At 37.2% G+C, this 26,271-nt stretch carries 25 protein-coding genes and 1 pseudogene; 14 read left to right on the forward strand and 12 right to left on the reverse strand.

What is annotated here, in order from left to right:
• The first annotated feature begins 44 nt into the window (after nt 1-44).
• The 5 genes from FJR09_RS00300 (at nt 45) to FJR09_RS00320 (ending at nt 6,675) form a co-directional block, all read left to right on the forward strand.
• A complete protein-coding gene (locus tag FJR09_RS00300) occupies nt 45-2,534 on the forward strand; it encodes a U32 family peptidase (RefSeq protein ID WP_168653390.1) in 2,490 nt (829 codons plus the stop codon).
• Nucleotides 2,535-2,770: 236 nt separating this feature from the next.
• Nucleotides 2,771-3,349, forward strand: a complete 579-nt coding sequence (locus tag FJR09_RS00305; RefSeq protein ID WP_015080079.1) for a GNAT family N-acetyltransferase — start codon at nt 2,771-2,773, stop codon at nt 3,347-3,349.
• Between the two features lie 192 nt (nt 3,350-3,541).
• On the forward strand, nt 3,542-5,923 hold the full coding sequence (locus tag FJR09_RS00310; RefSeq protein ID WP_168653389.1) for a dynamin-like GTPase family protein: 2,382 nt from the start codon (nt 3,542-3,544) through the stop codon (nt 5,921-5,923).
• A gap of 93 nt (nt 5,924-6,016) precedes the next feature.
• Nucleotides 6,017-6,379: a KGK domain-containing protein gene (locus FJR09_RS00315; protein ID WP_015080081.1), complete on the forward strand. Its 363-nt coding sequence runs from the start codon at nt 6,017-6,019 to the stop codon at nt 6,377-6,379.
• 50 nt (nt 6,380-6,429) lie between these two features.
• A complete protein-coding gene (locus tag FJR09_RS00320) occupies nt 6,430-6,675 on the forward strand; it encodes an HNH endonuclease (protein WP_015080082.1) in 246 nt (81 codons plus the stop codon).
• A gap of 46 nt (nt 6,676-6,721) precedes the next feature.
• Here the strand turns inward: FJR09_RS00320 and FJR09_RS00325 are convergent, their stop codons facing one another.
• The gene (locus tag FJR09_RS00325; protein WP_168653388.1) at nt 6,722-8,476 is read right to left on the reverse strand and encodes an N-acetylmuramoyl-L-alanine amidase; all 1,755 of its coding nucleotides are present in this window, start codon (nt 8,474-8,476) and stop codon (nt 6,722-6,724) included.
• A 65-nt stretch (nt 8,477-8,541) separates the two neighbouring features.
• Here FJR09_RS00325 and FJR09_RS00330 point away from each other — a divergent pair, with 65 nt between their 5' ends.
• The 3 genes from FJR09_RS00330 (at nt 8,542) to FJR09_RS25660 (ending at nt 10,527) form a co-directional block, all read left to right on the forward strand.
• A complete protein-coding gene (locus FJR09_RS00330; RefSeq protein ID WP_158310523.1) occupies nt 8,542-8,688 on the forward strand; it encodes a hypothetical protein in 147 nt (48 codons plus the stop codon).
• 7 nt (nt 8,689-8,695) lie between these two features.
• Nucleotides 8,696-10,333 carry a CTP synthase gene (locus tag FJR09_RS00335; RefSeq protein ID WP_015080084.1) on the forward strand — a complete coding sequence of 546 codons (1,638 nt, stop codon included), beginning with the start codon at nt 8,696-8,698 and terminating at the stop codon, nt 10,331-10,333.
• Nucleotides 10,334-10,404: 71 nt separating this feature from the next.
• Nucleotides 10,405-10,527, forward strand: coding sequence for a hypothetical protein (locus FJR09_RS25660; RefSeq protein WP_256370223.1), 123 nt, complete (start codon nt 10,405-10,407; stop codon nt 10,525-10,527).
• Between the two features lie 233 nt (nt 10,528-10,760).
• Here the strand turns inward: FJR09_RS25660 and FJR09_RS24870 are convergent, their stop codons facing one another.
• Nucleotides 10,761-11,123, reverse strand: coding sequence for an RNA-guided endonuclease InsQ/TnpB family protein (locus tag FJR09_RS24870; protein ID WP_371724943.1), 363 nt, complete (start codon nt 11,121-11,123; stop codon nt 10,761-10,763).
• Between the two features lie 11 nt (nt 11,124-11,134).
• Nucleotides 11,135-11,404 carry a helix-turn-helix domain-containing protein gene (locus FJR09_RS24875; RefSeq protein WP_235081803.1) on the reverse strand — a complete coding sequence of 90 codons (270 nt, stop codon included), beginning with the start codon at nt 11,402-11,404 and terminating at the stop codon, nt 11,135-11,137.
• Nucleotides 11,405-11,465: 61 nt separating this feature from the next.
• On the opposite strand from FJR09_RS24875, the gene FJR09_RS00350 reads away from it, so the two are divergent.
• Entirely contained in the window at nt 11,466-11,633 is a 168-nt protein-coding gene (locus FJR09_RS00350; RefSeq protein ID WP_168650668.1) for a hypothetical protein, read from the forward strand.
• Between the two features lie 47 nt (nt 11,634-11,680).
• On the opposite strand, the gene FJR09_RS00355 is transcribed toward FJR09_RS00350, so the two are convergent.
• From FJR09_RS00355 to FJR09_RS00370, 4 genes are read right to left on the reverse strand one after another with little or no spacing between them, the layout of a single operon-like run.
• Nucleotides 11,681-12,568 carry an ROK family protein gene (locus FJR09_RS00355; protein WP_168653989.1) on the reverse strand — a complete coding sequence of 296 codons (888 nt, stop codon included), beginning with the start codon at nt 12,566-12,568 and terminating at the stop codon, nt 11,681-11,683.
• A 4-nt stretch (nt 12,569-12,572) separates the two neighbouring features.
• A complete protein-coding gene (locus FJR09_RS00360) occupies nt 12,573-12,740 on the reverse strand; it encodes a hypothetical protein (RefSeq protein ID WP_015080086.1) in 168 nt (55 codons plus the stop codon).
• 9 nt (nt 12,741-12,749) lie between these two features.
• On the reverse strand, nt 12,750-12,950 hold the full coding sequence (locus FJR09_RS00365) for a hypothetical protein (protein WP_015080087.1): 201 nt from the start codon (nt 12,948-12,950) through the stop codon (nt 12,750-12,752).
• 7 nt (nt 12,951-12,957) lie between these two features.
• Nucleotides 12,958-13,845 (reverse strand): ABC transporter permease, encoded by an 888-nt coding sequence (locus tag FJR09_RS00370; RefSeq protein WP_015080088.1) that lies wholly within the window; start codon nt 13,843-13,845, stop codon nt 12,958-12,960.
• A gap of 340 nt (nt 13,846-14,185) precedes the next feature.
• Between FJR09_RS00370 and FJR09_RS24885 the strand changes: the two genes are divergently transcribed.
• The 4 genes from FJR09_RS24885 to FJR09_RS00385 all read left to right on the forward strand — a co-directional run bounded on the left by FJR09_RS24885 (nt 14,186) and on the right by FJR09_RS00385 (nt 18,183).
• On the forward strand, nt 14,186-14,707 hold the full coding sequence (locus FJR09_RS24885; protein ID WP_168652721.1) for a type IV pilin-like G/H family protein: 522 nt from the start codon (nt 14,186-14,188) through the stop codon (nt 14,705-14,707).
• A gap of 622 nt (nt 14,708-15,329) precedes the next feature.
• Nucleotides 15,330-17,531 carry a hypothetical protein gene (locus FJR09_RS00380; protein ID WP_174782871.1) on the forward strand — a complete coding sequence of 734 codons (2,202 nt, stop codon included), beginning with the start codon at nt 15,330-15,332 and terminating at the stop codon, nt 17,529-17,531.
• A gap of 8 nt (nt 17,532-17,539) precedes the next feature.
• Complete coding sequence (locus tag FJR09_RS25665; protein WP_256370224.1) at nt 17,540-17,665, forward strand: hypothetical protein; 126 nt, start codon at nt 17,540-17,542, stop codon at nt 17,663-17,665.
• Between the two features lie 71 nt (nt 17,666-17,736).
• Entirely contained in the window at nt 17,737-18,183 is a 447-nt protein-coding gene (locus tag FJR09_RS00385) for a DUF29 domain-containing protein (protein WP_015080091.1), read from the forward strand.
• A gap of 277 nt (nt 18,184-18,460) precedes the next feature.
• Here FJR09_RS00385 and FJR09_RS24890 read toward each other — a convergent pair whose 3' ends face one another.
• The 5 genes and pseudogenes from FJR09_RS24890 to FJR09_RS00415 all read right to left on the reverse strand — a co-directional run bounded on the left by FJR09_RS24890 (nt 18,461) and on the right by FJR09_RS00415 (nt 25,741).
• Nucleotides 18,461-21,823, reverse strand: a complete 3,363-nt coding sequence (locus FJR09_RS24890; protein ID WP_256370225.1) for a glycosyltransferase — start codon at nt 21,821-21,823, stop codon at nt 18,461-18,463.
• 576 nt (nt 21,824-22,399) lie between these two features.
• Nucleotides 22,400-23,137, reverse strand: a complete 738-nt coding sequence (locus FJR09_RS00400; protein ID WP_168652762.1) for a Uma2 family endonuclease — start codon at nt 23,135-23,137, stop codon at nt 22,400-22,402.
• Nucleotides 23,138-23,234: 97 nt separating this feature from the next.
• Entirely contained in the window at nt 23,235-23,624 is a 390-nt protein-coding gene (locus FJR09_RS00405) for a M48 family metallopeptidase (protein WP_015080094.1), read from the reverse strand.
• Between the two features lie 241 nt (nt 23,625-23,865).
• Nucleotides 23,866-24,930, reverse strand: a pseudogene (locus FJR09_RS00410) (alpha-amylase family glycosyl hydrolase); the annotation flags it as partial.
• Between the two features lie 415 nt (nt 24,931-25,345).
• Entirely contained in the window at nt 25,346-25,741 is a 396-nt protein-coding gene (locus tag FJR09_RS00415) for an alpha-amylase family glycosyl hydrolase (RefSeq protein ID WP_041457959.1), read from the reverse strand.
• Between the two features lie 217 nt (nt 25,742-25,958).
• On the opposite strand from FJR09_RS00415, the gene FJR09_RS00420 reads away from it, so the two are divergent.
• On the forward strand, nt 25,959-26,271 hold a 313-nt coding region (locus FJR09_RS00420), incomplete at its 3' end, for an AAA family ATPase (protein WP_168653991.1).

Consider the following 26,271-nt stretch of genomic DNA (forward strand, 5'->3'; position numbering starts at 1 on the left):
TTTAGATACAATCTATAAACTGACATAACCTTGACTTAACCAAAATGACAAGCATCTCCACCCCTACCCTCAAAATCCCTGAACTCCTAGCACCTGCGGGTAACTGGGAATGCGCTCAAGCAGCAGTAGAAAATGGTGCGGATGCGATTTACTTTGGTTTAGAAAAGTTTAACGCGAGAATGCGGGCTGAGAATTTCACAGCAGCAGATTTACCCGAATTGATGGAATTTCTGCACCTGCGGGGTGTGAAAGGTTATATCACTCTGAATACCCTGATTTTTCCCCAAGAACTAACGGAAGCACAGCAATACCTCAAAACCATCATTTCTGCGGGTGTTGATGCTGTTATCGTGCAGGACGTGGGTATTTGTCGGCTGATTCGTCATCTTTCCCCTGACTTTCCGATTCACGCTTCAACGCAGATGACTATTACCAGTGCTGCGGGGGTAGAATTTGCTAAATCTTTGGGTTGTCAATTGGTAGTTTTAGCGCGGGAATGTTCGATTTCGGAAATTAATAAAATTCAACAACAAATATCTCAAAAAAACACTTCCTTACCTTTAGAAGTTTTCGTTCACGGTGCTTTGTGCGTCGCATATTCTGGACAATGTTTAACCAGCGAAGCACTAGGAGGACGTTCTGCAAATCGGGGAGAATGCGCTCAAGCTTGCAGAATGCCTTATGATTTAATTGCAGATGGAGAAGTTATTAATTTAGGTGATCGAAAATATTTATTAAGTCCTCAAGATTTAGCAGGTTTGGAAGTTTTACCAGAATTAGTAAAATCTGGAGTTACTTCCTTAAAAATTGAAGGACGTTTGAAAGCACCAGAATATGTTGCTAACGTGACTCGCGTTTATCGTCAAGCATTAAATCAACTATTAGAAACAAATATAGAAACATTTTCTAGTCGAGAAAAAGACCAATATAATTTAGAAATGGCATTTTCTCGCGGACTATATACAGGTTGGTTTGAGGGAATTAATAATCAAGAATTAGTGCATGGGAGATTTGGTAAAAAACGGGGTGTTTATTTGGGAGAAGTTACCCGAATTAGAAATGCAGAAATCACAGTGAAATTAGAAGCACCTGTGAAACCGGGAGATGGCATTGTTTTTGATTCTGGACATCCTGAAAGGAGGGAAGAAGGGGGAAGAATATATGCAGTTATTCCCAATGGTCGAGATGTAATATTAACCTTTGGTAGAAATGATTTAAACTTCCATAGTATTCACATAGGTGATAAAGTTTGGAAAACAAATGATCCAGAATTAGATAAACAAATTCGTCAAAGTTATACTGGAGAACATCCCCAATTTACCAGACCGATTAATATCGAAGTGCATGGAGAAATTGGTGAAAAATTAATAGCTATATCCCGTGATCAATCTTGGAATATAGTTCAAGTAGAATCAGAAATATTGATAGCTGAGGCCCATACAAAACCCCTCTCTACAGAAAGATTAAAAGAACAATTTGGACGGTTAGGAAATACACCTTTTCATTTAGACACTTTTATAAATAATCTCAACGGTAATATTATGTTACCCGTGAGTGAGTTAAATCGAATGCGTCGGGAAATAGTTAGTAAATTAGAGGAATTAAGAAGTAGACCAAAACTTTGGGAATTAAATCATCAGGGAAAATGGCAAGATCTAATTAGTTCTAAATCTACACCAATTCCTGGTTTTCCTTCCCTGATTGTTTTGGTGAGAAATATCGAACAATTAAAAGCAGTATTAACAGCAGATATCAAAACTATATATTGTGAATTTGAAGATCCTCGTAAGTATAAAGAAGCAGTAAAAATAGTCCGAGAATCAAAACAGGAAGAAATTAGTATTTTTGTCGCACCACCCCGGATAACTAAACCTGGAGAAACCTGGATTTTAAACCAAGTTCTTGCTTCCCAAGCTGATGGTTATTTAATTAGAAATTATGATCAATTAGAATATTTTGCCACAGAAAGATGTGTTGGTGATTTTTCCTTAAATATTGCTAACCCTTTAACCGCAGATTATTTTCAACAACGCTTTAATTTAGAACGATTAACCGCATCTTACGACTTAAATATTAACCAACTTGAAGCTTTAATTACAAATTATCCACCGCAAAACTTTGAAGTAACAATACATCAACATATACCAATGTTCCACATGGAACACTGCGTATTTTGCGCTTTTCTATCTGACGGAACAGACTACACCAATTGTGGTAGACCTTGCGACACACAAACTGTTACAATTAGAGACAGGGTAGGTAGTGAACACATTCTTAAAGCAGACGCAGGATGTAGAAATACAGTATATAACGCTACTGCACAAACTGGAGCAGAATACGTGCAACGGTTGATAGGATTGGGTTTACAGTATTTACGGGTTGAATTTGTCAATGAGACACCGGAACAAGTGCAAAAAATAATACAAAGCTATCAAAAATTACTCGAAGGAGAAATCATCGGTTCGCAACTTTGGAGAGAATTGAAACTACAAAACCAATTAGGTGTGACTCGTGGTGCGTTGGGGATGAATTAGATTAATAATGATAAATATTATTACGATATTTACAGTCACTGTTAACTAATTTACGTATCAGTAATAGCGTACTAGTACCATTAAATTCAAACATACAGCGGTTTCCGCTCTTATGAGGTACAAAGTTGAATCATGAAACTCTTGTAGTGCGGGCATCTTGCCCGCTAGATATGTACCTCATAACACCGGGAAGTGCTGTAAGTTAAAGCTTTACTGAGATAAATGGTATTGAAGTGATGAAAGAAAACTTAAAAATTTTCCAATGTTCTGAAAATAAATATGTTGATGCAAAAATTTTGCCTTTATCTCAGAAGCATCTTGAAGAGATAGAATTGTCTTGGAAACCTGAACTTAACAAGAATAAATGCTGGGACAAAGATTTAGAATTTAGCAAATATTTACATGAGAAACCATCCTTAAAATTCTATGTATTGGAATGTAATTTAGTTGCCCAAGGTATAATTGGGTTAATTCCTGGTCGTCCGTCAATGTTAGAACGGGGTGAAAATTTAGTTTACGTGGCTATATTAACTGTAGCACCTTGGAATCGCGCAGATATTAACAATTCACCGAAGTATAAAGGAATAGGTACAACTTTAATAACATTCGCAGCTATGTTTAGTATTCACTTAGGATTTGAAGGTAAGATAGGTTTACATTCTGTGAAAACAGCAGAAAGTTTTTATAAACGTTTAGATTTTCTTGATTTAGGGAATGATATAAATTACAAGAATTATCACTATTTAGAGTTACCTATTGGTAATGCTGAGTTATTAGTTTTAAACTCTTTATTGCTTGACAATTTAAGTAATTAGGGTGCCAATTTTTGTCGTACCACTCCAGATAACTAAACCTGGGTAAACCTACATTTTAAAATAAGTTCTTAACTTTGGCCAAAATTGAAGCTACAAAACCAATTAGGTGTGACTCGTAGTGCATTGGGGATGATGTAGCTAAACTATGATAAGTAGTATTACAATATTTATGCACCTTGTTTACTACTTTTTATGTCAAGTTTAAATCCTCAGTGTCAGCAATTGCAAGCACAAGTTGAATCTATTCTCCAACTTCTACAGCAAGAAGCAGCTTTGCGTTCTCAAGATATTACATCTGTGAAAATTTCTTTGGATAAAGCGATTTCTCCCAAGTTTGAAATTGTGTTTGCGGGTGCTTTTAGTGCGGGTAAATCAATGTTGATTAATGCACTTTTGGAGAGAGAATTATTATATAGTGCAGAAGGACACGCAACTGGTACAGAATGTAAAATTGAATATGCACCTGTAGATTCAGAAAGAGTTGTTTTAACCTTTTTGAGTGAAAAAGAAATTCAAGAACAAGCGGTGTTTTTGTGTCAACAATTGGGATTTAATACCGTAGAGAATATCAATAAACAAGATGTAGTTGATTTATTGCATCAAGGTTGTACAGCAATTATTCAACAAGAAGGAGGAGAGAGTAAATCAGAACGTGCAAAACAAGCAAAAGCATTAATTTTATTGTTAGAAGGATATGTTGCAAACAAAGAAAGAATTAACAGCGTTAATAATGCAACCTATTCAATGGAACAGTTTAATTTTACTAACCTCAAAGAAGCCGCAGGATATGCGCGAAGAGGTAGTAATAGCGCGGTTTTGAAGAGAATTGAATATTATTGTTATCATCCTCTTTTAGAAGATGGTAACGTCATTATAGACACACCAGGAATTGATGCACCAGTAAAAAAAGATGCACAATTAGCTTATGCAAAAATTCAACATCCAGATACGTCAGCAGTAGTTTGTGTTCTCAAAACTGCGTCAGCAGGAGATATGACAAAAGAAGAAACCGAATTATTAGAAATAATGCGGGAAAATGCAGGAATAAGAGACAGAGTTTTTTATATCTTCAACCGCATTGATGAAACTTGGTTCAACAACCAACTTAGAAAACGATTAGAAGATTTAATTAATAATCAATTTTCAGATACTAGCAGAGTTTATAAAACTAGTGGGTTACTAGGATTTTACGGAAGTCAAATTAAGCAAACAAGCATAGAAGATAGATTTGGATTAGATTCGATTTTTGCAGAAAGTGTTAAAGGTTTAGATGGAAGGGAAGAAACACCACAATTTGTTTATGAGTTTAATCGTTATTGTACTTCGGAAAAATTATCTCATAGTCAATTCCGTATTGCTGTTACTAACTTTGAAACTCCCAATCAAAACTATGTGAGAATTTTAAGCGAACAGGGAACACCGTTAATTAACCAACTCATTCAAAATAGTGGTGTTGAAGAATTTCGCACATCAATTACACGCTATCTCACAGAAGAGAAACGTCCCCAATTATTCAAAAACCTCGCAGATGATTTAGAAGATATTTGTATCAAACTCAAAAAATACTATCAAAGTGTGCAAATTGATTTAGATAGTCAACCGCGAGAAATCGAAAGTATGAAAGAATATGAGTTGCAAAAATTAAATCAGCAACTCCAGCAAGTTGGAAGAGATTTTCATCAGCATATTCATGATGAAGTTAACAGATTAATTAATAATAATTGCGAAGAATTTGAAACAGATTTTCGACAATTACAATCACGCATGATTCGTCGTCTTGATGAATTACTAGATACCTTTTCCGTTGCAGAAGCTTATCGTCGCGCAACTTTGAGTCATCCTAGAAACGCAACCGCACCCTTATTAGCTATTTTAGTAGAGGCTTTTTATTACCTATCAAATCAGTTGGAAGACATTTTAATAGAGTCTTGTCAACAAGTTATTGCTAATCTATTTCAACAGTTAATGACAAAGATTAGAAAAGCAGAATATTACCGTCAATTATATCGTTTGTTGGGTAATGATGGGGGAATTGAATTACAGGTAAAAGAGATAGAAAAATTGATTACTCAAGCTTTGGTAACTGTTGCTAGTGTTGAATGCGATCGCTTTGTGCGAGAAAGTCCTAGATTTTATAATGAAGGAACTTTTTCTATCTATCAATTTCGACAAGTGTTGGAACAAACTTCTCAAGGTTATGATGCAGAAAGTATTGTTGACGCTGAACCTGCAATTAGACAATTATTGAAGTTAGACTTTGAACCGAAAGTTTCCCATACTATTCGTCAATCTTTCCGTCAAACTATCAACCAAACTATCAAAATTCAGTTGTTACCAATGGGGGAAAAACAAGCAGATGAGATATTACAACAATATCCTTATGCGAAGGCTTATTTAGAGAAGACTTTACAACAAGAAGCTGAGGAAAAGATTGCTAATAATCAACGTTTGTTGAGTCAGGTTGGGGAGAAAATTCAGGAATATAATACAGCAGTTGCGGGAATTAATAGCTGTTTACAAGCGATGCAGTTATATGAACATTTACTGCCGATAATTGGGGAAGAAGAGGTATAATGTTTGGGGTGAATGCAGGATTTTTCTGTGTTCACCTAATTTTGAGGTTTCGCGCAAAGTCGCAAAGAAGCAAAGACGCAAAGGAAGAAAGAGATGGAAGAGAAGTTTCAAATTTTGGATTCTGAAGAAGGTGATGTTGTGATTGATTTTGGAAATAAAACTTTCAAATTAAGTCTGTTAGTTTCACTAATGACAGAAATCATTTTGAATAAAAAGCTAGAAGAATTGAACAATAAACTCCGTGATCATGGTAGTGGTAAACTTCCATCTTATGACGAATCTTATTGGTCAAGTGCAGGTGTAGATTGTCAGATTTTAAAACCTAGTAAAAATTGGCAAAAAGGAAAAATAAGAATGAAAGTTTCTCTAGAATTTTGTCCTGAAGAACCAGAAATCAAAGAACCAGAATCACCCCTTATGGAGATACAACGTAAGCTAAATGAAGCTACATCATAACTCTTACCTTTGCGCCTTTGCTTCTTAGCGCCTTTGCGCGAAACCAAAACATGAACAAAACCCCACGAATCCCCATACCTCAAGAAGTGAGAACCTACGTTTTCCAAAGAGATAAAAATCAATGTCAAAGCTGCGGTAAAATCTCCCAAGAAACGCAACTCAGCATTGATCATATTATCCCCTTATCTCGTGGGGGAAAAAACGATATTAGTAACTTACAAACTCTGTGCTTAATTTGTAATCAGCAAAAAACTAATAACATTGATAACCGTTTTCGCCGACATTTTGAAACTTAGTGACATTTAGATCCCCGACTTCTCTAAGAAGTCGGGGATCTGATTCTTATTCTTTCACAGTTTTAAACCACTTAGTTATCCCGTCAGCTAAAATATTAGCCATTTTCTTCTGTGCTTGGGGATTAACTATTTCCTCAAATTCATCAGGACTACTCATAAAACCCAATTCCAATAATACCGCCGGTGCAGCACTAGGACGAGTCAGGGCTAAATTATTCCAAAATACACCGTAGGAAGGTTTACCAAGTTTTTTAACTACGTAATTTTGTAAAAATACTGCGAGGCTGTGTGATTGAGGATGATACCAAAAAGTACCAAAGCCTTTAGTTTTTTCCGCATCGCCATTATCTGGTAAAGAGTTATGATGAATGGAAACAGCGATCGCAGGTTCTTGTTTATTAATTATCGTCTGACGTTCCCCCAAAGACACATCTCGATCATCTTCCCTCGTCATCACCACCTTAGCACCGCGCTTCACCAACTCATCTCGCAGCAATTGAGAAATTATCAAATTCACATCTTTTTCTAAATACCCAGTTGGTCCACTAGCGCCAGATTCTTTACCTCCATGTCCTGGATCAAGTACAATTTTGATGCCAGATAAAGGTAGGCGTTTACTATTTTTAAGCTGGGGTGGATGACGTAAAGTTAAAACCAAAGTTGTATTGTCATACCTCAGCTTATAGCCCCACTGTTGGAGCTTTTTGAGGTTAAAAGTATATTTGACCTGTGTGGGGCTTACCTGTTGCCAATCTAGGCGAGAAATTAGGGGATCATCATCTAGACGAATTGTGTCTGTTTGAGCAGTGGTATTGTAGAGGGTGAGAATAAAGGAGTTATTTCCCTGTTCTACACTCACGGGAACAGCAGTTTCTAAGGGAAAACGCATCTCTGTTGCTTCAGCCAATTGCCGATAGCCGACACTCCGAATCACTGTCTGTGGTGCAACCGCACCTGATATAATTTTAGTTTCCTTGCTATTAATCCAAGCCCCATAGTCTAAGCGCAACCATTCACCTTCTTTTCCCGTAACACTTGCCATAGTTCCCTTTGGCAATGGTGTCAGTCGTGAATAATCGGTACTAGGTCCCGTGCGAGTAACGCCTGATTCTGATGCAATTTCTGCAACTGCTAATTGTGTGAGCGCGAGAATTTCGATTTTACCTAACCCAGTTTGAGTTATTCTTTGATCATTCAGTTGTAAATTAAATTGAGGTTTTCCTAAATCAGCAGCATTTGCGACTGTTGTACAACCTTGGTATTTGGTAAGAATAGAAAGATTAGGCTGATTTAACCCCGTCAAAATACTTGAATTGGGAGGTAATTGTGCCAGTGAAGGCTGGGGTAAAAGGGCAATATTTTGATTTACCAGATTAACCGAGACAGTAGCTTGAGGTGGTGCAACTGCACTAAAACAAATTAATTCTCCTGGTAATCTGGCAATATCGACAGCAGGAGTCAAGGAATCCTTAGCAAAGCCTAACCCTTGGGGTAACTCAGGTTGAGTAGATACCCTGATGATCTTAATCTCTCGTTCTTGATTTTGGTAACGAACTTTAAATATATTTTCTCCTAACTGTAAGGGAAAACTGGGGGAAAAATGCCCGGCTTTGCTACGGTTAACGAGCTTACCATTAATTAAAACTTGCCCGTCGGGGGGCGCTGTACCGATAAAAAATATTTTTTCTGTGCTGGTTTGGTAGTTTGTCGGGGGAAAAACTACTAAAAGTGGTTCTTGTGCTAATGCAACTGAGGAGGTGACTAAAAAATTAAATAATACTAATCCTAAGAGTTTTTTCATGGACAAACACAGAAGATTTCAGAATAGGGACTGTGGCACAATGGCCAAGATGGAGTCAAACATGAATGATGTGGAAATGGCAATACATTGGCCAAAAAGGTTGGGACGTGGAGTTATTGGGCAAAATTCATCCTCCAAACAAGCCTCGAAAATCGTCTACACAAATTCTCCTGCGGGAGCAAAATCTATATTTAGAAGTTGCTAGAAATTGAAAATACTATGACTAAGTTTATCTTTGTGACTGGGGGCGTGGTTTCCAGTATTGGTAAGGGAATTGTAGCAGCAAGTTTGGGACGTTTGCTCAAATCACGGGATTATTCGGTTTCGATTCTCAAGCTCGATCCCTATATTAACGTTGATCCAGGGACAATGAGTCCTTTTCAGCATGGGGAAGTTTTTGTCACCCAAGACGGTGCAGAAACAGATTTGGATTTGGGACATTACGAACGGTTTACTGATACTTCTATGTCTCGGTTAAACAGTGTTACTACTGGATTGATTTATCAGTCAGTTATTAACAAGGAACGCCGAGGCGACTATAATGGCGGTACTGTTCAGGTAATTCCGCACATTACCAATGAGATTAAAGAGCGAATTCTCAGAGTTGCTAAAGAAACTAATCCTGCCGCGGTAATTACGGAAATTGGCGGAACTGTGGGTGATATTGAATCACTACCTTTTCTAGAAGCAATTCGTCAACTGCGAAAGGAAGTAGGAAAGCGTAATGTGTTGTATATGCACGTTACTTTGTTGCCTTGGATTGCTGCGGCGGGAGAAATGAAAACCAAGCCGACTCAGCATTCTGTCAAAGAATTGAGATCAATTGGCATTCAACCAGATATTTTAGTATGTCGGAGCGATCGCCCCATTCCGGTCGGCTTGAAACAAAAGTTATCAGAGTTTTGTGATGTCCCTGTAGAATGTGTTATTACCAGTCCAGATGCTCGCAGTATTTATGAAGTTCCAGTAATTTTAGAACGGGAAGGATTAGCTGAACAAGTTCTTAACTTACTACAAATGGAACAGCGTCAACCCAATATGACCCAATGGGAAAACATGGTAGACCGGATGTATAATCCTAAATATACCGTCGAAATTGCTATTGTTGGTAAATATGTGCGGTTAGGTGATGCCTATCTTTCTGTAGTCGAGTCTTTACGTCATGCGGCTATTGCGACCCATGGTGATTTGCGTCTGCGGTGGATAAACTCGGAAGTTTTGGAAAATGAACCACCGGAAAACTATCTTGCAGGTGTTGATGGTATCATTGTTCCGGGCGGTTTTGGTAGTCGGGGCATAGATGGGAAAATTGCGGCGATTAAATACGCCCGCGATCGCCAAATTCCCTTTTTAGGTTTATGCTTAGGAATGCAGTGTTCCGTGATTGAATGGGCGAGAAATGTCGAAGGCTTATCTAATGCCAATAGCGCCGAATTTGACCCATATACTGACAATCCGGTTATTAACCTGTTGCCAGAACAACAGGATGTAGTAGATTTAGGCGGGACAATGCGCTTAGGACTTTATCCTTGTCGGGTACTTCCCAATAGCCTAGCTTTCCAACTTTATCAAGAAGAAGTCATTTATGAACGCCACCGTCACCGTTACGAGTTCAATAATGTCTATCGTAGTCAGTTATTAGATTCTGGTTATTTGGTGAGTGGCACATCTCCAGATGGTAGATTAGTGGAAATTATTGAATATCCCAAACATCCTTTCTTTATCGCTTGTCAATTTCATCCTGAATTTCAATCTCGCCCCAACGCACCTCATCCTTTATTCAAAGGATTTATGACCGCTGCAATTTCTCAATTTCATTCGACAACTACCACACCCAAGCCTGTACAAGTTTCTTAGTTGTCAGTTGTCGGTAGGGGCGAAGCATTTGGAAGATAAATTATCGGTCATTGCCAAAAATAGTTCTCCAAATGCTTCGCCCGTACAGTGCGAAGCATTTAGAAGATAAATTATCGGTCATTGCCAAAAATAGTTCTGCAAATGCTTCGCCCGTACAGTTGTCAGTTGTCGGTTGTCGGTTTTCCGTTCTATAAAACTTACCCAAAATTACCAAAGTCTAGACACATCTGGACAGCGATAACCTTAGAGGATGTTTGAAAAGTGGTATTCCGTAATTTTCATCACATTGCTACCCCCCTTAGTCCCCCCTATGCTTTGGGGGGAAACAATAAAAATCCAGTTCCCTCCCCTTTACAAGGGGAGGGTTAGGGTGGGGTAAAAAATATTTGATACATCAACCATAACTTTTCAAACACCCTCTTAGTGCTTATTTCCTGTTTAATGGCATTTTATGACGATGATTACCGCAGTTAGAGGATGTTTGCGAACTAGGAAAGAACCTATCCACAAGGATTAGTTCACTCCCGAATTTCTCAGTTTTGTACTCTAATTGCCTTTTAAATTCATACATCCCACAATCTGCAATTGCACCTGCTAATTTGTGGTTCTTCAAAAATGCCTTAACGTGCAAATCTTCTATTTTAATTATGCTGTGGTTTTTAGCTAGATAGTAGGTTAATTTGTGAATAGAATCCTTGCGAATATTAGAAACTTTGGCGTGTAATTTAGCTAATTTTCTCACAGCTTTTTTTTCTTGAATCGGGGTTGTTTGATGTTTTTTACAAAACACCTATCCCAAGCCTAGCGTAAATCAGCTAACGCCTTCTGAGGAACATTTTTATTAACTTCGTAATACCAAATATGCTCAGATTTTACCTCAGCAACTAACTTTTTATGCAGGTCAATCGCTGATGGTAATTTAAGTTTTTCGCCTTCTTTTTGAGTAGCTAAGATATCTATAACTTGAGCATTTGCCCAGTTGTAAGCGTGTCTAGCTACTCCAGATGCTTTACGAAAAGCTGTAACCTGTCCGTTATTTGGAATTAACGCGGTTTTGAATGATAAAAGCATTGATTCGACCTTCAATGTCGTGCTATGATATCTAGTATATCAGATATATTAGGATTTAGCAATGCCTCGGATTAAATTTAAACCACAAAATAAAGTAGCCTACGATAAATCACCCTTGCAATTTAAGGTTTTACCTGGAGTCAGGGAAAAAATTAAAACCGTCCCTGACTGGCAACAACGGTTGAGGGATTTTGTTGATCAACTTATTGAAGACTTGGACAAACAGTAACATAAGGCTAGTTATGGGTAGAAATTATCAAGCTGTTTCTACCCCCATTACCAATTACCTATTCCCAATGCTAACTTAGCAGCGCCTACCATTCCCGCTGTATTTCCTAATTCTGCGGGGAGAATTTGCAAACCTGCACGGGAAGTTGGTAAAACTCGTTTTTCGATTTCTGCTGTTAATGCAGGTAAGAAAAATTCAAAACTCCCACTGACACCACCACCAATAATAATTGCTTGGGGTGTCAGCACATAGAGTAAACTGGTTAAACCAATTCCTAAGTCCTTACCATATTCTCGCCAAAAAGTCAAGGCTTCTATATCTCCAGTTTGGGCAAGTGCGCCTAATTCTGCTGGTTCTTTGCCTGTGCGGCGACGAATGGCAGAAATACAAGTATACTGTTCTAATGAGCCTTGATTGCCACTATTACACATTGGTCCATCAGGATTTAAGGTAATTAAACCTAATTCTGCTGCTGCACCTTGATGTCCGACAAATAATTTACCATCAAGAATAATTGCCCCACCAACGCCAGTCCCCAAAGTTAGTAAAATCAAATTGGGGAAATTTCGGCCTGCACCTAACCAAGCTTCTCCTAAACCTGCACAGTTAGCATCATTAGCCAAAATTGTCGGTTTACCCGTTTTGGCTTCTAACCAATCTGCTAGGGGGACATCATGCCATCCTACTAGATTAATAGCAACTTTCGCAATTCTTCCCGCAGCATCAGCAGGGCCAGGAGTACCTAAACCAATGGCGACACTTTCATTATTGGGGTCAATTTGTGATATTGCATCTACTATTGTCAATAATACAGCCTCTGGTGTTGCGGGTTGGGGAGTATCCACAGATAAAGATTGCAAACAATTACCATCTGCTGTGAACCGACCAAGTTTAATCGCAGTTCCCCCTAAATCAATACCAATTACTTGCTGCATAATTTTAATTTATTTTATTTTTACTGATAATTTGCACGTTGACAATGGGGTGTAAATTATTATGTGCCTGTTGCCAATTTGCGATTGGCGCACCTTTTAAAATACCAGACAAGGCTAGAGAAACCATAAATCCACCTGTAGCAGCCGCAATTAAAGTAATATTATCGTTCACAAAACTCTCTCAGTAATAATTAAATTTTTGTTGGTTGACAACTAACAACTGTACGGGCGAAGCATTTGGAGAACTATTTTTGGCAATGACCGATAATTTATCTTCCAAATGCTTCGCCCCTACTGACAACTGTACGGGCGAAGCATTTGGAGAACTATTTTTGGCAATGACCGATAATTTATCTTCCAAATGCTTCGCCCCTACTGACAACTGACTATTACCTATTTTCTCTTCTTAGACGAGGATTGACAAATTCATTCAACCCCTCACCAAGTAGTGATAACCCTACAACTAAAGTTGTCATTGCTAAACCAGGAAACAGAGTAGTCCACCAAATGCCTGTAGGTAGTGCTTCTAGAGCTTGTTTTAAATCATATCCCCATTCTGGCACGTCTTCGGGTAATCCTAACCCTAAAAATCCTAACCCGCCTAAAACTAAGATGGCATCTGCGGCGTTGAGGGTAAAGAGGACGGGGACGCTTTGAATAACATTGAAAAATAGATACCTTGATAAGACAACCCAGGTAGAAGCACCCATGGCTTGTGCAGCTTCTATATATACTTCAGTTTTGACGCTGACGGTGTGGTTACGGACAACGCGATAATATTGGGGAACGTAAGCTATACTAATAGCGATCGCTGCATTTAAGATTCCTCTTCCCACGACAAAAGCCAATGTTACTGACAGTAACAAGCCTGGCAAAGTATAAATACTATCCATAAGAAATAATAGGGCTTTATCTAATTTTCCCCCCAAATAACCGCTAACCATGCCCAAAGGTACACCGATGATCATGCTCAAAGATGTCGCTAAAGTCACAACTTGCAGCGCGGCTTGTACACCAAACACACTGCGAGAAAAGACATCATAACCCAAACGGCTCGTTCCAAACCAATGTTTAGCCGAAGGTGGTTCATGAATAGGGTTAGAGAGAAACTCTCTGGGGTTTTGCAACCATCCCCAACTTTGGAAAACAGGAGCAAAAAAGGCTAAGAAGATGAAAAATAGGGTCATACCAATCCCAATTAGCATTAATCGCTGGGATAGGCTCGGATTTTTCGTAAATTTCCAGAAATTTGGTAATTGCTTTTTTATAATCGTCATGGGGAAATTCAGAACTGGGTATATTCAACTCGTTCCCAGTCTCAGACTGGGAATGTAGATGTGAGGCTCTGCCTCGAATCAAGTATAGTAGAGCCACAGCTTTTTGGAGTCTATTCCCCGGTAGAGCCAGGGAACGAGGGTTAATAGCCATGTCTATTTTCAGCCTCTAGATAGTGAAAACACCTCTCTATAAGGATTTTAGCCTATTTTTAACCCCCAGTTAGGACTGTTGAACAGATGGGAAAAAAGTTTTTTCCTGGAAGTGATATGAAATTGATCGGAATGGGGTAAGTTATTTCCATCAAGAAACGAACAATAGTCCAAATCAGGGAAAAATACCATGAAAACCGAACTAAAAGCCAAATTCATCCAACAAATCCTCAGCAAAAAGAAAGATAGCGAAGGTTTCACCCTTATTGAACTGTTAGTTGTTATTATCATCATCGGTATTCTATCCGCTATTGCTCTACCTTCTTTCATCAACCAAGCAGCAAAAGCTAAACAAACGGAAGCAAAAACCACCGTTAGTTCAATCAACAAGGCGCAACAAACCAAACGGATAGAAGAAGGCGTATTTGCTACCGCTGTTACCTCTCTCGGTATTGGACTAACCGCCTCAAGCACTTCTAACTATACCTATACTGTAGCTGCTAATCCTAATAATGGTTCAGTGGCCACTATTGTAGCTGCTGCTATCGATACGAATTCTCTCAAAGGCTATAGCGGTGGTATATTTATCGCAGCTGCTGGTGATGCTCCGAGTATCATTTGTCAATCAGATAATGTCCAAGCCGCAACTGGTTCGTTCGGTGCACCAAATAATGCTACAAGTTGTCCCAATGGTATGCAAGTTCTCAAATAAAGTTTCTGGTACTGCTGAATAGACATCTCAAGAGCAAGATTGTAGAGACGAGAATCCCTAACCGGGTCGCGTCTCTACAAAGGTTTTAGGTAACGCCTAATTCCCAGCAGATGTCTAAGAGGATGTTTGAAAAGTGGTATTCCGTAATTTTCATCACATTGCTACCCCCCTTTCCCCTTGTAAAGGGGGGAAACAATAAAAATCCAGTTCCCTCCCCTTTACAAGGGGAGGGTTAGGGTGGGGTAAAAAATATTTGATACATCAACCATAACTTTTCAAACACCCTCTAAGAGGTTGTTTCAAAAGTATTGTATGAAACCCATAATCTCCAAAAACCTAACCCCCCTTCCCTACAAGGGAATGGGGTTTTTAAAGCTTCTCCCCTGGTAGGGGAGAGGTTTGGAGAGGGGTCTGTTTACACATTAAAAACTTTTAAAACATCCTCTAATCAAAAAATTCATTGACAAGATCAATACCTTTGCCATTTTCCCGTAGGTTGGGTTGAACGAAGTAAAACCCAACGTAAACTCAACGTATTTGTTGGGTTTCGTTCCTCAACCCAACCTACAAATCTAATCAAAAAATTCATTGACAAGATAATTAAAAGTAGTTCAATTTTTAAATGATTACCACCAACTTAAATACTCAAATTTCTGCTACCCCAAGCTTATTAACTATTCAAGAATATGAACAAAATATTACAGAAAATCCCCAGGAAGTTACTAATTATTGGTATTTAGGATTAGCTTTGTTATTAGCAGGAAGAGAAGAAGAAGCGCAGATAGCCTGGATGACTCCACTGCTAGAATTTGGAGAGGAAGAATCGGAACAATGGCTACAGCAATTAACAGAAATTTTATTAAATTCTGCCCAACAACAGGAAACAGATTCTCAATCTCAACTAGCTTGGGTAATTCGTCAACACATTAGAGAATTTGTCCCTGGTGATATTAATAATCTTTTAAAAATAATTGAACTAAATATTGATTTAAAAATTGAGGATTGGGAAACAACTATTAATCAATTAATTGCCATTATATCCGAACTAATAGAACCCCCTATTTTTGATGAGAAATTATTAGTGCAAGTGATTGAGAAGTTGCTTCGTCCTAACCCAGTTAATCCTCCTCCTTTGATAGATAAATTAGTAGAGGCCTTTATACCTTATTTAATAAATTCTGAGACTATTATTAAATTATTGATAGATAAGGCTGATAGCTATGATTTTTGTTTTAACCTTGGGATGTCAATTTATTTCTCCAAAATTGGCTTCCGCTTAGAACCTGATAGTCTATATTTTACTGTCAAAATAATCAGTAACCTACAATTACTAGGAGGAGATTATCGTCAAGAGTCTATTGATTGGGCAAACAAATATTTAGTAACTTCCCCAGAACTAATTAGGCAAATACATGGCACTTACTACTTACTTATAGCATTTTTAGAGTCTCTCGAAAATCCAGAAAAAGCTCTACAAACGTACCAAAAATATAAACAGCTTTTATCTGATCTTGTCAGCAGTGAAACAGAAAGCAAAAGTTTACTTACAAATACAACCTTAGCATTTGGTCACTTTTTCCTATACATGGAAGATAATCCCCATGAAAATAGATTAATTCGCAATAGATTAGCTACTTTATGTCAAAAAATGATCTGGAAAGAATTTCCTGAAAAGATCAACATTTATCAACAGCGTTTGAATACACCTCGTCCTGCTTTGAGTCAGCGTCCTTTAAGGATAGGCTATGTATCGGAGTGTTTTCGTTCCCATTCTGTCGGTTATTTAGCTTGGTGGTTATTAAAATATCATAATCGCCAAAAATTTGATATTCATTTATATTCTTTAAGAGAGAATATTTACGATTCACAACAACAAGCTTATAAAAACGAATTTGGTGATCATTTTCATCAATTATGCCCGCCCATAGTGACAATTGCAGATAAAATAAATGAAGATGAAATAGATATTTTAGTTGATTTAGATAGTTTAACTTCCTATAGTAATTGTGTTATTTTAGCTTTGAAACCTGCACCCATTCAAGTTAGTTGGTTAGGGTATGATGCGACTGGTTTCCCCACGGTTGATTATTTTATTGCTGATAACTATGTCTTACCTGCATCAGCACAGAATGATTATACAGAAAAGATTTGGCGACTCCCGCAAAATTATATTGGTATTGATGGTTTTACCGTGGGAACACCAACTATTAGTAGAGAATCTTTAGATATTCCTAATGATGGGATTATTTATTTTAGTTCTCAAACTGGATTAAAACGTAATCCCGATAATATCCGGTTACAAATGCAAATTATCAAACAAGTTCCTAATAGTTATTTTCTGCTGAAAAGTCTTCGCAACAATCATGAAGATCTGCAAAATTTTATTGCCCCCCTTGCTGAAGCCCAAGGACTTGATTTAGAATGTTTTAGGTTTTTACCCACTGCACCTACAGAGATGGAACACCGCGCCAATTTAGCCATTGCAGATATCGTTTTAGATACCTATCCCTACAATGGTGCAACTACTACTTTAGAAACATTATGGATGGGTGTACCGATAGTGACAAGAGTGGGGGAACAATTTGCAGCCCGGAACAGCTATACAATGATGATGAATGCTGGAATTACTGAAGGTATTGCTTGGAGTGATGAAGAATATGTCGAGTGGGGTGTGAGGTTGGGTAAGGATGAGAAATTAAGACAAGAAATTGTGTGGAAATTGCGAAAGTCAAGACAAACATCACCGCTATGGAATGGTCAGAAATTTGCCCGGGAAATGGAGAATGCTTATTTACAGATGTGGCAAAGGTATATTCATCCATAAAATCAGCAATGCCGGAAATCGAAGCGCCGGAAATTATGTTAATCTTTAATCAAAAGGCTGATTTTACAGCACTTCCCGGTGTTATGAGGTACATATCTAGCGGGCAAGATGCCCGCACCACAAGAGTTTCATGATTCAACTTTGTACCTCATCAAAGCGGAAAACGCTATAAATGACCCATCATAACAGAAAAAGGATTGTGATTATGTTAAATAAAACACCAAATCAACTACAAAGACTGTATGAAATTGACGATTATCTCTGGTTGGAAGAAACTATTAAGCTTCTAAAAGCAAAAAATTTAGAAAACTTAGACTTAGAAAATTTAATTGAGGAGTTAGAAAGTTTGGGAAGAAATGATTTAAACAAAGTTAGAAGTCTATTAAGACAAATTATAATTCATATTTTACTATTAGAATATTGGCAAGACGAATATGATCGAAACCATCGGCATTGGCAGGGAGAAATAATCGCTTTTAGAGATGATTTAAACAATAGCTTAACTACTACATTAAAAAATAAGTTAGTTCAAGAATTAGATCATATTTACAATGTTGCTTTGAAAGTTGTTGTTCAAAAAACAGGATTAGCATCAAATCTATTCCCTGATAATTGTCCCTATTCTTTAGAACAATTATTAGAGGATGTTTGAAAAGTATCAGAATTAATTCAGATCCCCCCAACCCCCCTTACAAAGGGGGGCTAAATTCCTCAAAGTCCCCCTTTCCAAGGGGGATTTAGGGGGATCTGCGGGTGTCAGATCCCACACGAAAAAGTTTTCAAACAACCTCTTAGATGATAATTGGTATCTTCAAAAGTAACTGGATTTGATACAGCGGTTCTTGGTTGAGTGAAATACAAGGACTTCAGCTATCAAAAAGAATCAAAAGTTGCACTATTGCTTAACCCAACCTACATTTCTAAGACTCTTAAAATTGACTTATCAAACTATCCAATGGATAACTTTCTAAGTTACTAACTGGTATTTGTGCTAAATTTATTTTAGCTTCATTACTCAAGATAACTCTACCATAAATGCGGGGTAATAAAGATTGCCATTGCATATCCCCTAGTTTACCTACCAGAGAAATATCTATGGTATCGCTAATATCTAAATCTTCCATTAACAGATTCATAGCTACACTAGATAAAAACATTTCTGCATCTTCAATAGCAATATTACCTGTGTGGATAATCAGAGTAATTTTTTTATTTTCAGAATGATTTGCTAATGTTTGAATCACCTCTTGTAACTCTAAACCTAGTTCATCTTCTGGTAGTAACCAATCTGGGAATATAATTAAGTTAATATCTCTGAGGTTTAAAGACAACTGTGTTGCATTAACTAAAGCATTACTAACAGTTTCAGCCATCTTTCTCCAAGAGAACTTTTTAGCCTGTGCTAAACCTGCATTGATTAAACTATTTCTGATACTGGGTTTTTGGACTTCACATAAAGCATCTGCTAATCCCATAACATCATGATCATTTATATAAATAGCTGCTGCTCCTGCGACTTCGGGAAGGGAAGCGTTACGGGTGGTAATTACCGGACAACCACAGCCCATAGCCTCTATTACTGGCATTCCAAAACCTTCATATTTAGAGGGATAAACTAAAGCTACTGCACCAGCATAAGCTAATCGCAATTCTTCATCAGTTAATTGCAGTCCATAAAAAGTACACCCTGGGATATATTGTCGCCATTCTGAAGGTAATTGGTTGCCTGTGCCAGTAGAAATAATATCAAAACTTTGTTTATTGACTAATTGACTCAAGGCTTGGAAAAAAAGAATTGAATTTTTATATCCTTGTAAATTACCCAAGAGAAAATAAGGTTTATTAATACCATACTTGTGTTTGAAAGTATTAATTTCTTTTTCAGAAGCAGGAGAAAAAAGAGGATCTACACCACAGTGAGCAACAGTAATGGATTCTAAGGGTATATCAGGGAAACATTTATGTAAGTCTTTGGCTGTATGTTCAGAGATGGAAATATAAGATGATGCGTGTTGTATACCGTTATGTTTTTCACGCCACATAGGTTCATTTAAGTTTCCTCCTAATACTTCGGGAATCATATCATAAGCCATAAATACCGAAGGTGTTTCTATCGGTGTGGTGTAGTAGGTGGAAATAAATAAATCTGCTGATTCCTCATGACAAACATCTTGCAGCATTTGTTTATCAGCTTCGGTATTGTTATAGTTGTAGGCGGAAATTGTCCGATAACGAATACCGTTAATTTTAGGCGCAGTATTGGCTCTATCTAAGACTAGAATATGACTAGCAAATTCTGTGTTTGCCCATTGTTCTAAAAGACTTTGCCAAACTCTAGCAATGCCTGTTTGATATAGTTGGAAAAATACTGCATCAATTAAAATATTACGAGGAGGTAAAGTTTTTGCTTTTTCTTTAGCTAATTCGTAAATTTTGATGGTTTCTTGAACATATTTATCCCAACTAAATTTTTGAGCCTGTTGAACAGATTTTTTAGCTAAATTTTCTCGATATTCGGGTTCAGAATATAACTTAAATATGGCATCACAAAGCCCTATCGCATGATTAGGAGCAAGCATAATTCCCGCATTTTCAACCACTTCAGGTAATGAAGAAGTATTAGACGTTATTACTGGAGTTCCACATTGCATAGCTTCTAATGGTGGTAAGCCAAAACCTTCATATAAAGATAAATATATGAATGCTAATGCACCTGAATACAAAGGAGCTAAATCTTCATCGGGAAGATAACCGGTAATAATAATTCTGTTTTTTAATTCTTGAGCTTTATCTATTTCTGTAAAAATTTCTTCATATTGCCATCCTGTTGTACCTATCAATACAAGATTAAGATCATTAATATTTTTGTTTTCAATCAATGTCAAAAAAGAACGGATAATATGAGCTATATTTTTTCTTGGCTCTAGGGTTGATAAACTTAAAAGATAAGGTTGATTTGGTATTTTATATTTTTGTTTCGTGTTAATAGTTAATTCCTGATCATTGCAAGGATAAAACTTTTCTTTATCAGCTGCTAAATATGTAACAAATACTTGCTTTGCATCAATATTTTGCTGATATTTACAAATATCTTGCTTTGTTGATTCAGAAATACAGCAGACAAAATCATTTTTATCTATCTGATCTATAGTATTTTTAACTATATGCTCTGAATTATTATTAAAATACTCCGGGAAAAGAATAGGGATTAAATCACAAATAGTGACAACTCTTGTGGCAAAGTAAATATTATTCGGTAAAGGATAATAGGTAGAGTGATAAATATCTATATTTTGATATCTTAGTTCTGATAAGTTAAATAAAGGAAGATTTTTATATTCAAGATTTTGATTTATATAAGTTTGACAAGCATCAAATACATCAGGAACACTCGTACATAAATAGACACAACACTGAGGGGATTTTATTAATCCTTTTAAAAGATACTCTGTTACTCTAAAAACTCCAGTTTTAGCAGTTTCAAATATAGTTCCTAAACCTAGTACAGCAATATCTAACGCTATTTTAATCTGCGTTCCATTATTCACTAAAGATATTTTTTTTAGTGTTCCAAGCTGACTATGACACAAGTTCTTAAAAACATCAGGTGCTAGATTTTTTTCTGTCAACAGGTGTAAAGATATACCATTATTAGATGTGCCACTAGAATAAAAATTCAAGTTATATTTATCCGCAATTTCTGATAAGGACTTAAATGTATATATTGATATATGCTGTCCTTCCTCAGGTACATAATACCACCATTCATTGGGTTTAGGATTATCTGTAGGCAAAATCTCTGTACTAAATAAAATATTTTTAGAAAAACGTAAAATATTTTCTATCTCTTCAATAGGATTGACAAAGTGTTCAAAAACTTCAAATGCAGTTACTAACTCATAATAGTTATTTTTCTCTATTTCAAAGTCTTGAGCAAATAAATTATTACAGAATTTATCAAACCAATAAAAATCAAAGCCTAAGTCCCTCATCATACTAACAAACAGACCATATCCGCCCCCATAGTCTAAAAATTTAGCCTCATGATCAAAGATATTAAAAATGATTTGAGATGCTTTTTGTGAACAATAATGATTGCGAAATACTAAACCAATATCGCTTTTTGTTATGATATTAGAATAAGCTTCCCCTAACCAGTAAGGCTCTTCTGTTTGAACAAAACTACAATGAAGACATTGAAAATAATTAACTTTATATTTACTTAATACAATACTGTGAGAAAAAAAGTTTGTATTAGATCCACATATTTTACATTTAACTGATATAGGCATACTTAACTTGTGTGTTATTTTTGACTTATTAATTATTCCGAATTTTGCTATTTCTTCACATTTGCTAAAACAGTCTGATAATCCTGTCTATCTGGATGTAATTTTACCAACCTTTCCATCAAAGCGATCGCTTACTTCACTCCTTAACCCCCTCAATTACCCCTACCTATATATAGAGAGTACCCACAATTTCCAGAAATCTATCACTTTCTGGATATACTAATGTTAATTTTCACAGATATTTACAATTGACATAAAAATGTCAGTATCAATCCCTTGACTCCTGCTATAATCTATCCATATTTTATGATACAATTATTAACAAATATCCAAGTGATTTTAGAAACGCAATTGATTCTTCTCTACATACTCACCGCAGTCACCGCTTCCATACCTTGTATTTAAGGAATAAAACCCATAACCCGCCTGGGAATTAATTCCCAGTCTCATAGTTCAAGTCCGTTAAAACGGACTAATAAACTTTCCTAATATTTAGTCATCTTTAGATGACTTTCGCTATTAGCAAGGAACTTGAGTTCCTTGCGGGATAGAGGTTTTACATCATATCAAGATTACTCAATCATCAAATTCAACGCCTAATTCTCGCAATTTCGCTGCTAATTTATCAGCCCGTTGTTTTTCCTGTTCAGCCCGTTGTTTTTCTTGTTCAGCTTGTTCTTCTCCTGTTAATAAGAAATTTCCTGCTAAATCCCACCACCTTAACCAAGGTAACTCGACATTTTTATATGTTCCTTGCCAAATTCCTAATTCAACACCCATTTTTTCAATCACATAATGACCCCTTGCATTAGGTGGCATCAGGTGATATTGCCCTTCGATTAAATGATATAATTCTAATGATGATTTCTTTTCTTCATAAATACCGTAAAAAGGTACTCTAATCGCTTTTTCATAAACCCAAAATTTTCCTTGATATGGAGTTTCGTCCCTTTCTTCTCTACCATTACCTGATACAAATTCAATGACAATTAGGGGAGCAACTAATTCTTGCCACATCACATAAGAACGGCGCATTTGACCATTTAGAGCCGGTGGCACATCAGGAACATAAAACCAATCTGGCGCTTCTGCACCTCGTTCTGGTGGTTCTGTAATCCGCCAATAAATACCGCTATCTTGTCCTATGCAAAATTGCTTATCTGGATGAATTGTTTGTAATTTTGACCAGATAGATTCTGTTAACAGAATACTTTGAGGATGTTCTTGAAAATTTTTCACGAAATTTCCATCTTCACAGGGTAATTGAGTATGATCTGGTAACTGTGTTGAAGGAGCAAGTTTCAGGGTGTCCATAATTTTCCATTTTGGAAGAATATGTTTGGTGTTAGCTAAGACGAGATATAGTTTTATATCTCATCAAACTATATTATAAACAATTCTGATATGATTTTTATTTTCCTATTGTCTTCTTTGTATTCGCTAAAACAGTTTGATAATCCTGTCTCTGTGGATGTAATTTTACCAACCTTTCCATCAAAGCGATCGCACTTTTATTATCCCCCATTCGCAATCGAATCATAGACAACTTCTCAAGTGCAGTTTGATTATTTGGTTCACGTTGTAAAACCAACTCATACCCCTTAACCAGTTTCTGTAAATCAGTCTCAGCAGATTGAACTACTGCTTGCTTTGGTTTTTCCCAAGCCTGTTTGATGGTATTAACCCCTCCAAACAACATTGAACCACCAAATGAAACCATTCCAATATATGTAACAATTCTTTTCTTTCGCTCAATCTGCTTACCGCGCTGAACTAAATAATCATCTCCTGAAGTAGCCATGTATCAAAAATTGCTGTTATCCAAATTGCAGCATCACTCCTACAATATAGAATACCCACCACCAGCAAAAAAAATATCACGCATAAATATTTTTTAGAGGATGTTTGAAAAGTATCAGAATTAATCGAGATCCCCCCAACCCCCCTTACAAAGGGGGGCTAAATTCCTCAAAGTCCCCCTTTCCAAGGGGGATTTAGGGGGATCAGATCCCACACGAAAAAGTTTTCAAACAACCTCTTAATTATCCCCAAATCAAACCACTACGGGGAGGAATAATTAAACAAACATTTTCCTCTTTCCAGATAATTTCCCCATTCCCAAATAAAACTTGATTTGGTTGACTTTGTAAACTACTACAATCTAGGTTGACTGTAATAGTTTCAGTTCCTATATTCACAGCAATAATTAATTCTTCACTTTCTAAAATTCGCGCAAATACATAAACTGTTTCTTTTGCATAGAGAACTTGGTATTTACCAATTCGCAAAGCCGGATAATTTTGCCGAATAGAAATTAATTGTTTATGAGTATTTAAAATTTTGGAATTCCAGTCAGATTCAGGAGGGAAAACACGGCGACAATCAGGATCTATTCCTCCAGGTAAACCCACTTCATCACCATAGTAAATACTAGGCGCACCGGGAAATGTGAATAGTAAGAGATTACATAATTCTACACTTGCTTGATCACCGTCAGCAATACTAATTAATCTGGCTGTGTCATGGCTACTAAGAAGGTTTAATTGTGTTAGTTGAATTTCCCAAGGATACAGTTCCAAAAGGCTGTGAATTTTGGCTGCATAACCAGCCGCATCTAAAGGAGGATAGGGATAATAACTCTGAGATTCTACGAATTCTAATACAACGCGATCGCCTACTGCAAACGCCAGCACTGCCTCATTAAATAAATAATTCAATACCCCATCAAATTGCGTACCATCGAGCCATTCACGGGCATCTGTCCAAACCTCACCAATGATATAAGCATGAGGATTAATACCTTTAACTCGTTGACGAAATTCCTGCCAAAAACCAGGAGTTTTAATTTCATAAGGGACATCTAAACGCCAACCATCAATGCCAAATTCCAGCCAATATTCGGCAATTTTCATGATATACTCCTTCACATCTGGATGATCATGATTAAAGGTTGGTAAAGAGCGAATCCCCGCCCAAGCATCATAGTTAGCAGGTAAATTACCATCATAAGGGGCAAGCGGCCAATCTTGAATTTTAAACCAATTTACCCAAGGAGAATTAGAACCATTTTCTAACACATCATGGAAAAAGAAAAAGCCTCGACTAGAGTCAGTAACTCAGCCCTAAAGGGACTGAGCTTGTAAGAAATTGCAAGCTGTACTGACCAGTCTAAGTCTTCACTGACTACGTTTTTTGAGTCACGACACCCCGGAATGCGTAGCTAGTTCCCTGCTCTGTCATTTGCAATTAAACAGTTTTAAAGTCACTGAAACAGTGTTGCAAGTCTAAAAAGCTCTTAAAACATTGACGAAGCTAACATTACCCCAGAAATGGGAGGCTCTTCGGAGCAACACATTATGCGTACAGAGTTGGGAATTTTGAATCGGTAATTGTCCCGTTGAAAGTACATTACAAAAGTACACCGAATTTACCAACTCCAAGGCGGTAATGAAAAAATATTCAAGGCGGTTAAAACCGCACGAGTCGTTTCCCTCTTAGCACTGAAGTGTCTGAGTTTCCCACTTACCGGGTATTTTTATGATTAAATACGCCATCAAGAACTATTTTCATATTGCGGGCGTGGGCGGCATCTATTAATACTCGCAAAGCTTGATTACCCCCCAACATCGGATCAACCTGGTAATAATCATGGGTATGATAACGATGATTACTAGCAGATTGAAAAATGGGTGTAAAGTAAATTGCATTCACCCCTAAACTTTCGATATAGTCTAATCGTTCTATCACACCCCACAAATCACCACCTTTATAGCCTTGGTATGTAGGTGGTGCATCCCAGACTTCTAAATTGCTATTATTTAAGAAGCTGTGACGGGAATGCTGACTTCTAGCAAATCTGTCGGGGAAGATTTGATAGAAAACCGCGTGTTTAACCCAATCTGGCGTTTGAATTTCCATAAATACATCTATGAGCAACTTAACATATAGCAATTTTAAACCAGATGTAAACAACCCCCTTGTATTTCCCTCTGTGTCCTCTGTGTCTCTGTGGTTCGTTTAAAATATATTGTTGCCATACATTTAGTTACCAAATTTCCCTTCTTTCTTGGTCACGAAATGATAAATAATTGGTACACTTAGTTATTTAACCCAGTTTACAGTTAACCAGTGCCTCATGGTATATGTCAAGCGCGTTGAACTTACCAATTTTAAATCCTTCGGTGGGACTACTGCTGTCCCTTTGTTACCGGGGTGTACCGTCATATCTGGTCCTAATGGTTCTGGGAAGTCAAATATTCTAGATGCTTTGTTGTTTTGTTTGGGACTGGCTAGTTCTAAGGGTATGCGGGCGGAACGTTTACCGGATTTGGTGAATAATGCCCAAAAACATAAGGGGCGTTCGGCGCTGGAAGCTAGTGTAACTGTGACTTTTGATATTTCGGATGTCTCTCGCAGAGGCGCGGAGGCGCGGAGGGAGGAAGTGGGGG

It is taken from the genome of Dolichospermum sp. UHCC 0406 (genome assembly GCF_009712025.1).
GTDB lineage: Bacteria > Cyanobacteriota > Cyanobacteriia > Cyanobacteriales > Nostocaceae > Dolichospermum > Dolichospermum lemmermannii.